This is a genomic window from Streptococcus oralis (assembly GCF_026782235.1).
Taxonomy (GTDB): Bacteria; Bacillota; Bacilli; order Lactobacillales; family Streptococcaceae; genus Streptococcus; species Streptococcus oralis_CC.
In genome coordinates this window covers 574,417-588,819 of record NZ_JAKUWE010000002.1, presented here as the reverse complement: position 1 = coordinate 588,819, position 14,403 = coordinate 574,417, and the positions used below count along the sequence as shown (strand labels likewise).

16 protein-coding genes are annotated in these 14,403 nt (G+C 40.2%); all 16 read right to left on the bottom strand.

Annotated features, from left to right (window positions below):
* Window positions 1–90: 90 nt before the first annotated feature.
* The 16 genes from MK396_RS03275 to recJ all read right to left on the bottom strand — a co-directional run bounded on the left by MK396_RS03275 (window position 91) and on the right by recJ (window position 14,306).
* Window positions 91–384, bottom strand: coding sequence for a hypothetical protein (locus MK396_RS03275; protein WP_125841223.1), 294 nt, complete (start codon window positions 382–384; stop codon window positions 91–93).
* Window positions 365–757, bottom strand: coding sequence for a hypothetical protein (locus tag MK396_RS03270; protein WP_268723647.1), 393 nt, complete (start codon window positions 755–757; stop codon window positions 365–367). The genes MK396_RS03275 and MK396_RS03270 overlap by 20 nt, the downstream gene beginning before the upstream one ends.
* Window positions 739–1,977 carry a triacylglycerol lipase gene (locus tag MK396_RS03265; protein WP_268723646.1) on the bottom strand — a complete coding sequence of 413 codons (1,239 nt, stop codon included), beginning with the start codon at window positions 1,975–1,977 and terminating at the stop codon, window positions 739–741. The genes MK396_RS03270 and MK396_RS03265 overlap by 19 nt, the downstream gene beginning before the upstream one ends.
* Window position 1,978: 1 nt before the next feature.
* A complete protein-coding gene (locus MK396_RS03260) occupies window positions 1,979–2,392 on the bottom strand; it encodes a hypothetical protein (protein WP_268723645.1) in 414 nt (137 codons plus the stop codon).
* A 73-nt stretch (window positions 2,393–2,465) separates the two neighbouring features.
* Window positions 2,466–2,843: a hypothetical protein gene (locus MK396_RS03255; RefSeq protein ID WP_268723644.1), complete on the bottom strand. Its 378-nt coding sequence runs from the start codon at window positions 2,841–2,843 to the stop codon at window positions 2,466–2,468.
* A 4-nt stretch (window positions 2,844–2,847) separates the two neighbouring features.
* Window positions 2,848–3,255, bottom strand: coding sequence for a hypothetical protein (locus MK396_RS03250; protein WP_268723643.1), 408 nt, complete (start codon window positions 3,253–3,255; stop codon window positions 2,848–2,850).
* A gap of 72 nt (window positions 3,256–3,327) precedes the next feature.
* The gene (locus MK396_RS03245; protein ID WP_268723642.1) at window positions 3,328–3,564 is read right to left on the bottom strand and encodes a hypothetical protein; all 237 of its coding nucleotides are present in this window, start codon (window positions 3,562–3,564) and stop codon (window positions 3,328–3,330) included.
* A gap of 1 nt (window position 3,565) precedes the next feature.
* Window positions 3,566–3,976: a hypothetical protein gene (locus MK396_RS03240; protein WP_268723641.1), complete on the bottom strand. Its 411-nt coding sequence runs from the start codon at window positions 3,974–3,976 to the stop codon at window positions 3,566–3,568.
* Window positions 3,977–4,457: 481 nt separating this feature from the next.
* Window positions 4,458–4,856, bottom strand: a complete 399-nt coding sequence (locus MK396_RS03235; RefSeq protein WP_125840428.1) for a hypothetical protein — start codon at window positions 4,854–4,856, stop codon at window positions 4,458–4,460.
* 298 nt (window positions 4,857–5,154) lie between these two features.
* Window positions 5,155–5,682 carry a hypothetical protein gene (locus tag MK396_RS03230; protein ID WP_084946361.1) on the bottom strand — a complete coding sequence of 176 codons (528 nt, stop codon included), beginning with the start codon at window positions 5,680–5,682 and terminating at the stop codon, window positions 5,155–5,157.
* Between the two features lie 140 nt (window positions 5,683–5,822).
* On the bottom strand, window positions 5,823–6,656 hold the full coding sequence (locus tag MK396_RS03225; RefSeq protein ID WP_268723640.1) for a metallophosphoesterase family protein: 834 nt from the start codon (window positions 6,654–6,656) through the stop codon (window positions 5,823–5,825).
* Window positions 6,646–8,493 (bottom strand): excinuclease ABC subunit UvrC, encoded by a 1,848-nt coding sequence (gene uvrC, locus MK396_RS03220; RefSeq protein WP_268723639.1) that lies wholly within the window; start codon window positions 8,491–8,493, stop codon window positions 6,646–6,648. Before uvrC ends, MK396_RS03225 begins: the two co-directional genes overlap by 11 nt.
* Before the next feature lie 101 nt (window positions 8,494–8,594).
* The gene (locus tag MK396_RS03215; RefSeq protein WP_268723638.1) at window positions 8,595–9,296 is read right to left on the bottom strand and encodes a M57 family metalloprotease; all 702 of its coding nucleotides are present in this window, start codon (window positions 9,294–9,296) and stop codon (window positions 8,595–8,597) included.
* 104 nt (window positions 9,297–9,400) lie between these two features.
* Window positions 9,401–10,180 carry an alpha/beta hydrolase gene (locus MK396_RS03210; protein WP_268723637.1) on the bottom strand — a complete coding sequence of 260 codons (780 nt, stop codon included), beginning with the start codon at window positions 10,178–10,180 and terminating at the stop codon, window positions 9,401–9,403.
* A gap of 68 nt (window positions 10,181–10,248) precedes the next feature.
* The gene (locus MK396_RS03205; protein WP_268723636.1) at window positions 10,249–11,910 is read right to left on the bottom strand and encodes a ribonuclease J; all 1,662 of its coding nucleotides are present in this window, start codon (window positions 11,908–11,910) and stop codon (window positions 10,249–10,251) included.
* Window positions 11,911–12,083: 173 nt separating this feature from the next.
* Window positions 12,084–14,306, bottom strand: a complete 2,223-nt coding sequence (gene recJ, locus MK396_RS03200) for a single-stranded-DNA-specific exonuclease RecJ (protein WP_268723679.1) — start codon at window positions 14,304–14,306, stop codon at window positions 12,084–12,086.
* Window positions 14,307–14,403: the final 97 nt, after the last annotated feature.

Here is a 14,403-nt window from a genome sequence, read left to right as displayed (position 1 = left end):
AGCTTGCAGAGATTTTTCATAGGAAAAGCAAGAGCAAAACAAACTGCTCTGTGCAGTTTGTAGTCATTATTCTATTCACTCACTATAAAATTAGCAAATGGAATCATACTGAGATAGCTTCTCCGTTGTCACTTCTTCCAACTTTTTCTTTACCTGACCTTTTATGGCCGTATCCATCTGCGATTTTATTTTCCCAATAGCGACTTTTGTTTCCTCCGCACTTTCTCTCACTTTTTCTTTATAATCGGTTTGTAAAGAATTTTTTTCCTTTAGGATTACTGCCGCCATTGTATAGATTCTATTCCTCTCCATCATGAGATACATCTGACGTAAAGCAAATTCATATTCTTCATCTGTGTAATATTCATTTAATGGTGCGAGCATATGACCTCCTTAAATCTCCGATTGTCCGTTCTAACTCATCTTGCTTTTTACGATAATCTCTGTCTAACACCTCTTCATGGTACTGCAATTCATCTTCTCTACGCCTACACGCAAACTGAGACTCCTCCATCAATTGTTGTAAACTCCTATAAAACTGTTTTCCATCTTGGTAACTGTGTTGTCCTTTTTGAAGAAAGGCATCCATTTTGCTAGCTTCGTTTTCGACGATTCGGGCAAGGCGGTCTCGACGTTCATAGAGTTCATTATATTGATTCGTAAACGTTGCTTTCCGCTTTAAATACTCATCTTCCAAATCATGATACTCTTTTTCTTTTACTTTTAACTTTTGAAAGACTAAATCCGACTGTTCCATTTTCTAAATTCTCCTGCCAATTCCTTATCTGTAGCTAGTTTACTCTCAATGACTTGGATAATCTGTTGGTTAAGGGTATCAAACTCTGTGGCTAGTTTTGCAGCCTTTTGATTCATTTGCTCAAAATCTTGCTCAACTGAACCGACAATCGTATCCTGAGTCACACCTGCAAACGCAAAAGTCGATAGAACTTCATCATAACTCAGGTATTGGAAACTACTAAAGTCAAGCTGATTCCATAGTTCTTGTGCTTTTGACACCACCTCCTTTTGAAGGTGCTTGATGTCGTCTGCACCAGCTCGAGCTGCATTAGCCATTCCTTCCCCTAGAGCCATTCCCTGCAAGCTATCCAAGTATATCTCTTCTTTGCTTGACAAGCCATCTGCCGAGAGGTAGCTTTTGATTTTTTGGTAGCGGTACATACCCGCTGTTGCTTCTGCTAGCGCCGTTACTTTGAGATTTGTGACACGTTTTCCGTCCAAATCAACTAACTGGCCATTCTCATCAAATCGCCACTGGGACAAGTTATGATATTCTAGCTTGTCACCCCAGTTATCTTTTGTAGGATAGATGTAGGGATAAATGGCTGTTTGAGTCGTATTTCCCGTAATATTGCCAATAACATCATACTTATGACGGTAATTACGAAATTGTTCTGGATGTTCTTGCATGTACTTGATTTCTTCTTTCGAAATCAAGTTATGAATATCTGGCCCGTTGTACCCAACATTGGCATAACCTCGCTTTAAAGCAACATACATAGCCAGAGACTCTCCAAGCGAATGCCCTGCAGTTGTGATTTTAGCAGAGGGATAAGTTTTTTCGATTTCTTCCGCAAAACTCAGAGCCGTTTGAAATTGAGATTTTCTAAATGTCTTTGTTTCCGAATCCGACAACATCCGTCTATCACCAAATCCTATTGATTGGATATCTGTTTGGATGTCAAGCCGATCATCTTTATTCGTCCCTGCATAGGCAATCACTACATGGCTATCATCCACATTCCCATTTTTATCTACAGGAGCAACCGCCATTGCCTGCATACCATTGGAGGTGTTGTCTTTTGCACTAAGAACTCGAAATTCACCTAGTCGTGTATCATTATCACTAAAATTATATGTTTTGTTTTCTTCTATATGATATTCACAATCAGTTTTATTTTTATCCACCCAATATGACTTATCAATTATCCATCTATACTGCTCATCAGTTATTCCCATATCATTCTCCTATGTATTTCACTTTTATAAAGTTAAGTATCTCTTTAGTTTCATCAAGTGGTTGTTCTCTTTTTAATTCTTTAAAATTTTCAATAGGACTTAAACCAATATTATTTAGATTTGAATTTAGTTCATCAATACGTGATACCGATAAACCCGTTTTAATCTTGTCGTTTATAATAAATATTAAATGATATGTACCTGTTTTTATATCTTTCTTTAATTCTAAAAACTCAATACTATCAATATCATAATTTTTTACTATTCCTTTAACAACATTATCCTGTTGCGTTTTTGTCAAAGTTAATTTATTCTCAAAAATTTTACCATTTGGATGATTTAAACTAAACATCACGATTCCTCCTATTACACAGATTACTAAAGTAATAATACCCCATTTTTTGCGCTTATTCATTAACACACCTCCTTATATTATTCTATAAAATAACTAGCCTCAATTACCTTATAGTATAACATAAATGGCTTTTTTACTTAACATTGGCATAATTCAAAGCTGTCACAAACTGAGAATCTACTACTTTCGCAGAATTTAATCCTGAACGAGACTGTAGTTTATCCCTCCCAAGCCCCAAAGACCATACATCCGTACCAAGATCCTTTATGTCATCTTTATTCGTCCCTGCATAGGCAATTACTACATGACTATAATCCACATTCCCATTTTTATCTACAGGAGCAACCGCCATTGCCTGCATACCGTTGGAAGTGTTGTCTATGGGGTTAGAGATTACTTTAAACCCATCGTTTGCAACTAATCGTCCCTCCTGAATAGGATTACTCACCTTACCAGAGTCAACATCGTAAACATCGTCTACTATATATCTATAATCTTCTTCTGTAACCATATAGTTATCTCTCCTCTATGCAGATAATTTTTACTGCTATATCATACCCGGCTTCTTCTTTGTGTTCTCTCTTTATGAATTCTGTTGGTGAATAATTAGAACTTCTTATTTTCCCATTCTCATTTAAAGAATCTATTTTGACAGATATATCATATTGATCATTTACTTTAGCAGTAATCCTCCAACTCCCGGTGCTTTCATTTCTTTGAAATTCAACAAACTTCACTCTCTCAATCTTTTGTCCATCAGCTAAATCATAGTTACTAACTAAAAACTTTGCTACCCTATCCTGTTCGATTCTCATTTTCTCTTCCAACGTTTTTTCTTTCTGGTGATTTAAACTAAACATCACGATTCCTCCTATAATACAGATTACTAAAGCAATAATACCCCATTTTTTACGCTTATTCATTAACATACCTCCTTATATTATCCTGTAAAGTAACTAGCCCAATTACCTTATAGTATAATATAAATAGCTGTTTTAACTAACATTAGCATAATCCAGCACCATCACAAACTGAGAATCTACTACTTTCGCAGAATTTAGTCCTGAACGAGACTGCATACCCTTGGAAGTGTTGTCTTTTGCACTAAGAACTCGAAAAGATTGCGAATCCTTTCTTAACTCATCTCCTGCTTTCCATGGAGTTGAATTTTTATTTTTATCAACTTCATATACTTGATCAACTAAATAATTAAAACTTTTATCCGTAATCATATTATCTCACCCAATAAATAACTGTTATATTTGACATAAGTGAATCGCTATTTATTACTTCCGGATTCTCTCTTTCTATTAATTTATTCCCATTACTTTGACTAATATGCTGTCCAAAACCTATTTCATCCTCTGTCATCAAGTTTTGAACAGAAAAAGTGACAAATATTTCGTCATTGACAATGGCATTAGAAGTCCAAGTTCCTGTTAATTTATTCTGTTGAAAACTTGTGAACTCAATCTTCTCAACCTTTTCATAATGATTAACTAAATACAATATCATCCTATCCTGTTCGATTCTCATTTTCTCTTCCAATGTTTTTTCTTTTTGTTGATTCAAACCAAACATTACAATTCCTCCTATAATACAGATTACTAAAGTGATGATACTCATTTTGATTCGTTTTTTCATAGTAACTCCTTGTCTACGTCATTCTTTTTAAAGAAAGGTAAGATGAAGTTTTTATAAAATCCCAATGTAGCTACTGATAAAAACAAACAATCAACCACAATAATTGCAATAGATAACCACGGTGATAATGGAATTTTATGTCCTGCTGTATCAGTAATCCTCTCCAAATGAAAGTTTCTAAGAACCAAATAAAGATAATAACTGTTCAATAAACTTGCCACATAACCAATCAAAACCAGGGATTTCAAGTTTGTAAATATCCAGATACCTAATAAGGGAAGGATTATTATCAACAAGGGAAGACCCCAGAAAATAAATGTCAAAAAAAGGAACGTTGGACCATTCCACAACCAGAGACAATAAAGAAGACATAGGTAAGAAATGATATAGACTATTCCTAATATATTATTGCTTATTTTAACCATAATTTCCCCTCAATCCATTTCCGTTTATTATATCATATCTCATCTCTATACTACTATTAGATTAGATAACTAATTTTTATATTATCAATTGTCTTTGTATAGGGAATATCCGCCTCGTCAACATACATGTCTTCTAAATAATATCCAGATGTCCGTATAACATCCCCAAAAGCATCCTCTGATAGGGATATTGTCGCCCCTCCATTAATTACAAGTGTTATTCGCCAGGTTCCTGTTGTTTCATTTTTTCTGAATTCTATGAATTCTATAGTTTCAATCGGATTCTGTGTTTTTAATTTTACTCTATTAACCACAAATAGTGCCATCCTATCCTGTTCGATTCTCATTTTCTCTTCCAATGTCTTTTCTTTTTGTTGATTCAAACTAAACATTACAACTCCTCCTATAATACAGATTACTAAAGCAATAATACCCCATTTTTTATGCTTATTCATTAACACACCTCCTTATATCATTCTATAAAGCAACTTGGTCTTAATTACCTTATATTATAGAACCAATAGCCGTTCTGGTCTTGGGCATTGAATTCAAGATTAGCATGGTTCAATCGCGATTTTATTTTCTAATTCTACTGCTTCCAGTCTACCATGTTTTGAAAGAGCTTGCAGAGATCTTTCATAGAGTTAGTACTTCTTTCAAACTCTCTACTATTAATTTGAAGCTATTTAAGTAGGTATCGTTTTGGATTTAAACAAATCAAAAAGCAGGTGATAACTCACCTACTTTCTCATATTATTGACCAGATGTGTATGGAGCAACTGCTTTATAAGCCGCTTCCAGCGCTTTCTTCATTGTGTCACGTCCAGTTTTCAACTGTTGAACAAATAGAGTACGCGTTTGTTCTGGCACTACTGTATCATCAGAACCAATACTTGAAAGGCTTTCGTTAAATGACTCTCTTACAGTCTCCATAGACTTAAGTGCTGGTTCAACTTGGGCGTTATATGCTTCTTTTCCACTCTCTGGAATTTTTTCCCCAATTTCAACTGCATGCTTTTTATAATTGTCGACTAGTTTACCAAAGACTTTCTTCACATCTCCAACAGTTTTAGCATTGTCAATTTCTTCATCGGTGATCAAAACAACCTCATTATTTTCTGTCTTTGAACTAGACGTTGTTGATGAAGTCTCTGAAGAAGAAGTTTGTTCTACAGAGCTTGAAGCCTTCTTAGTCGAAGAATCAGACGTTGTTTTCCCTGAACATGCCGCTAAAACAACAACAGATAAAAGAGCCATACTGGCTGTAATAATTTTCTTCATAATTTTCCCCTTTATATTAAGAATTGAGTTCATTTTATAACAAAATAATTTCAATGTCAAACTTTAGCTAAGCCATCTTTTCTAAGCAATTCGACTACAAACCTCACTTCCAAATAAGAGCGTCCATTTTATTTCTAACTTTACAAAAAATCAAAATAATCTTTTACATCCTCTACATACCCATGCTTTTCGATTAAACTAGCCAAAAGTTCCAAATTATGCCCCCGATAGTTATCCTCGCGTCTCAACTCTTCATACATTTCGATAAAGGGAAGCCCCTTGGACTTGGCCAATTCTAACTCTGCTTCATAATCATAAGAAACTTTTCGGAATAAAATGTTTACCAATTCTCCATCTTCCACTTCTATCACGGCATACTGGGCACGGTGATTTTTTAACGCCTCCCAATTAAAATAGGGCATGCCAATCGACCCTGGATTGATGATTTGTTGCCCTTGACTGCCATAACGAAGCAACTGCTTGTGGACATGACCATAGACTGCCACGTCCGTTTCCTCATCTAGGAGTTGGTCAAATTTATCTGTGTTATTCCCAACAGACAAGTCGCCACCATAGTTCTTATTTGGCAAATTATGAGAAAGAGAAAAGCGCAGTCCATCAACTTCTTTCTTTTCTAGCATAGGTAAGTTTCGTAGCCAGACAATCGTTGCAGGATTCATTCGCTCCATCAAAAACTGGGTTAATCGCATGAGCTGGACTTCCTGTGGGTCTTCTAAGCCATATTGCCCATCTAAAGCCTCAAGGACACAATCATCCCAATTGCCTCGAACACTTGCAGTGATAGGAAGTTCCTTTAACAGAGCGACCAAGTCATTTGCACCTGGACCAGGTAGAAAAATATCTCCCAGAAGCCAATATTCAGTGACTCCGTGAGCTTTAGCATCTGCAACCACTGCTTCTAGTGCCGTTGCATTGCCATGAATATCTGATAAAATTGCGATTTTATGGTTCATGATAGTTTCCTTCCGTTTGGTAATCTACTCTCTCTTCCGCTACTTGAGCCAACTCCACTTCTTCCTGAGGGTTCAACTTTCTCTGAACAGCTTCTGCGACTGCTCTTGGCACCCCAACTTCGACAATTTCATCCACACTGGCTTCCTTGATTTTAGTGAGAGATTTAAAATGCTTCATGAGATTCTGTTTGCGTTTAGGTCCCAGACCGTCAATCCCATCCAATTGAGATGAAAAAGAATTTTTGGAGCGCAGTTGGCGGTGGAAAGTGATAGCAAAGCGGTGTACCTCATCTTGGATACGTTGAAGCAAGAAAAATTCCTGAGAATTGCGAGATAACTCCACCACTTCCAGTGGATCTCCAAAGAGCAGTTCATGGGTTTGGTGCTTGTCATTCTTTTGCAGACCTGCAATTGGAATGTCCAAACCTAGCTCTTCTTGAATAACCTGCTTAGCGATATTGACCTGACCTTGTCCCCCATCGATGACAATCAAATCTGGCGGGGTTAAACCATCACGCTGAACTCGGCTATAACGTCTGCGAATAACCTCTCGCATACTGGCATAATCGTCTGGACCAACAACCGTTTTTATCTTGTACTTACGGTAGTCTTTTTTACTTGGTTTACCGTTGACAAAAACCACCATAGCTGAAACAGGACTGGTCCCCATGATGTTGGAGTTATCGAAGGACTCGATACGTACTGGGGTCGGGATTTGGAGCAAGCGCCCCAGATTTTCAATAGCTCCTTGAGTCTTTTCGACAGATTTTTCTAGCAGATTGAACTTCTGCTCCAGACTAACACGGGCATTTTTTATGGCTAGATTGACCAGCTGTCTTTTCTCTCCACGCTGGGGTTTGAGAATCTTGGTATCCACCAAGGCCTTGACCGCTTCTTCGTCAATATCCTGTGGAATCAATACTTCATTGGGAACCAGGTGGGATTTTTCTTGATAGAATTGTCCCACATAGGTCAAGAAGTCCTCATCCGGATCATTGTAGTAAGGGAAGAGGTTGACGTCCCGCTCAATGAGTTTCCCCTGACGAACAAAGAAAACCTGGACACACATCCAACCCTTGTCCACATAGTAGCCAAAGACATCTCGATTTTGGAGATCCTTTGCCATGACCCGTTGCTTAGTCCGCAGAGTGCCAATCGCCTGAATCAGGTCACGGTATTCCGCTGCCCGTTCAAACTCCATACTTTGTGCTGCTACTGCCATTTTACCCTTGAGTTCGTCGATGATTTTGTCATCCTGCCCTTTTAAGAAGTCAGAAACCTCCTGAGCCATGGACTTGAAATAGGCCTCATCTTTTTTACAGATGGTGTGGGCCATACACTGGCCGATATGGTAATAGAAACAAACCTTAGACGGCGGATTGGTACATTTCCGAAAAGGGAAAATCCGATCCAGTAGTCGTTTGATTTCATTGGCTGCCCCCACATCTGGATAAGGGCCAAAGTAGAGACCACCGTCCTTTTTGACCTGACGGGTGATAATCAATCGAGGATAACGCTCATTGGTGATTTTGATGAAGGGATAAGACTTATCATCCTTGAGCATGATATTATATTTAGGTTTATTCTCCTTGATCAGGTTAATTTCTAGGAGAAGCGCCTCAATATTGGACTCAGTGACGATAAATTCAAAATCCACAATCTCAGATACCAGAGCTTCTGTCTTGGTATCATGACTGCCACGGAAATAGGAGCGCACACGGTTGCGCAGATTTTTAGCCTTTCCTACATAAATAATGGTGCCATTTTTATCCTTGTGAATGTAACAACCAGGGCTGGTCGGCAGGAGCTCTAGTTTTGATTTGATCAAGTTATTCATAGTTCTATTATAGCAAAAAGGCCGTAACAGGACGAACAAAAAGCCCCACCAATCACTTGATGGAGGATCTTTGATTTCTTTTCGGATTGCACCGACTTCATCTAGTCGCTACTAGTATAGAGTTCTTGAACAGCTTTCACATCCCGAGGCTGAATCCCATAGTAGGAACCTGCCGGCTGCATGACAGAAGTCTCGTTGGTGTGATCCAATCCGATGGCATGTCCCAGCTCGTGCTCCGCCGTGTGCACGATTCGTTCATAAGAATAACCATAACTTGGATTGGATAGATAATAGTGATTCAGGCGAACCGTTACAGATATAAATTGTTTGGTTAACAAATTGGTTTGGCTCTCGGCTTGACCTGCTACAGCAGTCGATCCATCATTCATCTCACTTGCCACAATATCTGCCTGGCTAGGATCCGCAACCACCTCAAAGGTAAAGGCTCCCGTTTGATTCCAGTTTTTTATAGCTTCTGCATAGGCACCTTGAAAGGTCTCATCCATTTGAGATTCAATATAGATGCGAGCCGAGGCCTGGGCCCACTTGCCTTCTGCATGTTGGTGACTGTCTGTCTGAGACAAGACTTCCAGCGTTCCCGTCTCCTTCCATTGATTCCAGCCACCTTGACCAATCTGGCTCATTTTTTCAACCTGATTGACCGCAGAATGAAAATCACCTGTCAGATACCAAACCACTCCAAAAGCAATGAGTAGTAGAACAACTACAGTCCAAACCAGACGCCAGAAGAAACGCCAAATTCCCAAAAGAAATCGGAAGAATAATCGAATAATCCAGAACATGACGTCCCACCTTTCATAAAAATAAGAACCTATCTTGAAATCACATTCTCCTTGACCAAGATAGATTCTCTATTTTACTGAAGAAAACTGAAAGAAACCTAAAACTAAGATAAGCGTTCTTCCAAGACAAAGTCAATTGGTAGAGTAGCTAAAAAACGTTCCAATTGTTTTTCCCAGTAGTACCACTCGTGCTTACCTGAACTATGACTATAGGTCACCTCAAAACCAAGCTTTTTGAGGTTTTTCACTGCGAGATTATTGGCAGAGTAAAGATAGTCTTGTTCCCCACACCAAGCCCATAGTTTGGTCTTTTTATCGGATTTTGTAGCCATGCTTTCAAGCGAATGAGGACTAGCTGTCCAGTCTTTGATTTCTCCAAAAACTCCTCTCCAGTAGGCAAGCGATCCCAGATCCTGACTTTCAGGAGAAAATTCTTGAAAACTGAGCGCACCAGAAAAACTAGCCGCATGAGAAAAACGATTTGTCGATAGAGCGAGTTTGAAGGAACCATATCCTCCCATGGAGAGACCTGCTATAAAGGTCTTTTCTCGCTTGCTGGTCATATTGGGGAAGAAACGTTTCATGACTTGGGGGAGTTCTTCTGCTAGAGCTGTATAGTAGTTATAGCCATACTGAGTATCTGTGTACCAGCCATTGCTAGTGTTGGGCATGATGACAATGAGATTGGTCCCGCGCAACAAGCGTTCGACATTGGTACGTTTGAGCCAGCTATTTTGATTTCCTGACATTCCGTGCAAAAGATAAAGGACAGGAATATCTGTGCAATCTGGTTCAGTCACCCGACTGGCATCCGGATAGAGTACGGTAACACCCCACTCCATATCCAAAACTTCTGAGTAATACTCAATATTCATAACTGCCATGGTTTTCTCCTTTTACTATTCTATAAGAAAAAGCCGAATTTCGACTTTTTCTGTAGGTATTCTGCTTATTATTTTGCTTCCATCACGACTGGCAAGATTGCTGGGCGACGCTTGGTTTGATCAAAGAGGTACTTGGTCAGATTGTCACGAACCTTGCCTTTGAGATCTGCCCAGTCAAAGTCATCACCTTGAAGATACTCTTCTACCGTTTGGTTAATCAATTCGGAACTTTCACGGAGAATATCGCGACTCTTCTTAAGGTAGATAAATCCACGCGTATGAACACGAGCCTTAGCCACAATCTTCTTCTCACGACGGTTAACAGTGATGGCCACGATAAATATTCCATCCTCTGACAAGACCTTACGGTCGCGAAGAACGACATTCCCAACATCACCAATGGCATTTCCATCAATCATAACATCGCCTGCAGAAACTGCTCCAGCTGGGACGAAGTCTCCATGTTCATAGGACATGGTCGTTCCCTTTTTAGGGATGAAAATGCGCTCTGGCAACATTCCAACTGCCATGGCAGCCTTGGCATGCGCATCCAACTCACGGTACTCCCCTTGTACAGGGAAAAGATATTTCGGTTGCAAAAGATTGATCATCAACTGCAAATCACGCGCATTTCCGTGTCCGGATACTCGCAAACTCTGGGTAATGAGTTTTACCACACCACCAGCTTGGTAAATCATATTTTCAACGCGAGCCACAACCGCTTCTTTGGCGGTGGATGGAGTTGTTACAATATAAACCAAGTCCCCATCCTTGATTTCTACATAACGGTGGCGCCCAACGGACATCTTGCGAAGTCCATTGATGGGTTCACCCATACGACCTGTCTCTAGGATAATCAACTCATGGTCTTCAAAACGAGACATTTCTTTTGGTTTAATCAAGAGACTTTCATTAGCTAGAGACAATTTTTTGAGACGAATCGCTGTACGAACGATATTTTCAACATCAAATCCAGTCAAAACGACTCGGCGACCAGTCTCCGCAGCCGCATCAAAAACCTGCTGGATACGAGAAAGGTTGCTGGCAACTGCTGCAACGATGATACGACCGTCCCAGTCAGCGATGGTTTGGGTAATTTCATCCCCAACTTCACTCTCGCTCGCCACCTGGATATTGCTGTCTGCATTCGCAGAATCACTGAGAAGTGCCAAGACACCGTCACGGCCGATTTCGGCTAAACGCGCAAAATCCGTCGCATAGGATTCACTAGCCGTCTGGTCAAATTTGAAGTCGCCTGTGTAAACAATGTTCCCTTTTGGTGTTTTTAACATAACTCCCAGGCTTTCCGGGATGGAGTGAGTCGTACGGAAGAAGGAAACCACCGTTCCCCCAAAGTCAATCTCCGTGTTTTCATCAATCACATGGAAGTCATTGAATTTCTTAACCGTATCATTTCCTTTGACAAAGAGTTTCGCCAACTCAATGGTCAACTCAGAACCAAACACAGGCACCTTAGCCTCTGCCAAGAGATAAGGTAGGGCACCAATGGCATCCGCATGTCCGTGGGTCAAGAAGACCCCTGCGATACGGTCGCTATTTTCAAAAAGGTAGTCCATGTTTGGAATGACGACATCAACCCCTAGTTGTTCATTTTCAGGGTATTTAAGCCCTGCATCCAAAACAAAGATAGATTCATCAATTTCAGCGATGTACATATTTTTCCCATTTTCTCGTACACCACCTAGTGTTGTTAAACTGATATTACTCATTTTCCCTCCGAAACTTAATTTATCTTGATTATAGGGTAGGTTTACCCTCTTATTCTAAAAGTTCTAAAACTTTCAGCCGAATCTTTTCCTACCATTATACCATTTTTTTGATGATTTTCAAAACGAAGATTTGTTTTCAAAAAAGAGCTGGTTACCCAACTCTTTCCTAACTTCTATTCTTTTTCCATCAAAAAGTCATACATTTCTTGCACGGTACCCAGCGCCATCATTTCTTGGTCTTTAACGATCTGTTTGAGATTTTGGTAAATCTGACTTTCAGCAATCCCCCTTTTCGGCGCTTCTTTATTGACTGTCATAACGCCATCTTTGATCGTCACAAAACCTAGCTCTTCAAATACTTGGATCATCTTGACCAGCAAGATTTGTTGGATATTGAGATAAACCGCCAAATCTTTCAACTTGTAGCGAATATCAAACTCTGGGAACTGGTAAATAGTCCTATACAATTTGGCAAACTGCTCTCTGGTCCCATAACCTGTCAGATAATAGGCTTTGTCAATGTCATTTTTGAAATAGACTGCAGAGAAATGTTGCTCCTGAAAAATGGTCTTCAGCAAGGTAATATCTTCAGGAATATTCTTCACAACCACAGCATCACTATTCGCCAAATCTGGCACTTTTCCAGGGAAATCCAAGACCGGAACCCCTTCTGGCAAGACTGCATTCTTCCCACGAATGTTAAAGAGTTGAACACCTTCCACACGCGCATCCACCATCATCAACTGGAGGGCAGTTTGCCCATTCCATTGATTGACAGACAAGGTGACTGCCAATTCAAGTTTTTTTGTTTGAGCAAACTCTGTCGCCCATCTACCTTGTCCGAAGGCTACCACTTCAAAACTCGCCTCACCCTTGGAGATCTTTAGTTTGAGATGGGCATTGCCTGCTCCCATTGTACGAGCACTTTCAACCTGAAAATCCTTGATATAAAAGACAGGTTTCTGATTGTCCATTCCAAAAGGTGCCAAGCGTTCAAAACTTTTGACCGTTTCCAAGCTAAGCATCTCCAAGTCTAGCTCTTCATCTAGATTTAACTTATTCTTGCCGCTAGCATCTGCGCCTTTTTCACAGACATAATCTTCCAAAACCTGAGATAAATCTGAAAGTTTCTCAACATCCAGTGTCATTCCTGCTGCACCAGCATGGCCGCCAAAGGCGATAAAGAGGTCTCGATGAGGATCCAAGGCTTCAAAAATATCGACAGCTTCCACGCTACGAGCACTGCCCTTGGCACGACCTTCTTCTATATTAAGAACGATGACTGTCTGCCCTAGTTCTTCCAACAAACGACCAGCAACGATACCCAGAACGCCAGGATTCCAGCCTTCCTTAGCCAAAACCTGGACCTTCTTTTCAGGATCCACCATGGTCTTAGCTTCTTCATAGATTGACTGAACGATTTCCTTGCGCTCTTCGTTTTTCTGATGAATCATGAGGGCAATCTCGTTCGCTTCCTCATCATCAAAGCCAGTCAACAAATCAATGGCGGGATTAGGATCGTCCAAGCGCCCCAAGGCATTTAAACGAGGGGCAATCTGAAAGCCAACCGTTTCTTCTGTCACTTCGTTAGCAGCAATCCCAGCCATGTCCAGCATTTCTTGCAGACCGATGCGCTGAGTATGCCCCAACATTTCCAGACCATATTGAACCATGATACGGTTTTCATCCGTCAAACTCACCATATCGGCAATAGTTCCGATAGCAACCAAATCCAGTAGTTCAACTTGCACTTCTTCTAAAAGGGCGCAAGCCAGCTTGAAAGCCACTCCGCAACCAGCTAGATATTTGAAAGGATAGTCCGCATCTGGATGCTCGGGGTGAACAATCGCATAGGCATCAGGAAGAGTTTCCGGCATGGAATGGTGGTCGGTCACAATGACATCCACTCCCATAGACTGGGCCAATTCAATGGCTTCATGACCTGCAACCCCATTGTCCACTGTCACAATCAAGGAAATTCCCTCTTGCTCGATAAAGTATTTATAGACACTGGCATTGGGACCATAGCCATCGGTAAAACGATTTGGCAGATAAACTCGGCACTCGGCGCCAAGCTGTTCCAAACTTTCCTTCACAATCGAAGCTGAAGTCATACCATCCGCATCGTAGTCTCCATAGATGAGAATGTTTTCCCCTTCTTCAATGGCCTGACGAATCCGTTCCACTGCCTTGTCCATATCATGGAGCAGATAGGGGTCATGTAAGTCCTCTAAAGAAGGTTCTAAAAACTTCTTTAGACTTTCTTCATCCTGAATCCCTCTTTCAAATAATAACCGAGCCACCTCAGGACCCAGTCCAGCCTTCTTGGCTATCTTTGTAAAATCCGCATCTTCAACCTGCGGGGCAAACTGCCATTCATAAGTAGGAGTTATCAAAAAAACATCCACTCTTTCTAAGAATTCTATCGTTTCATTATAACATGATTTAGGCATTTTCTCTATTCAGATTGCTTTTTTATAACATTTTAGTGAA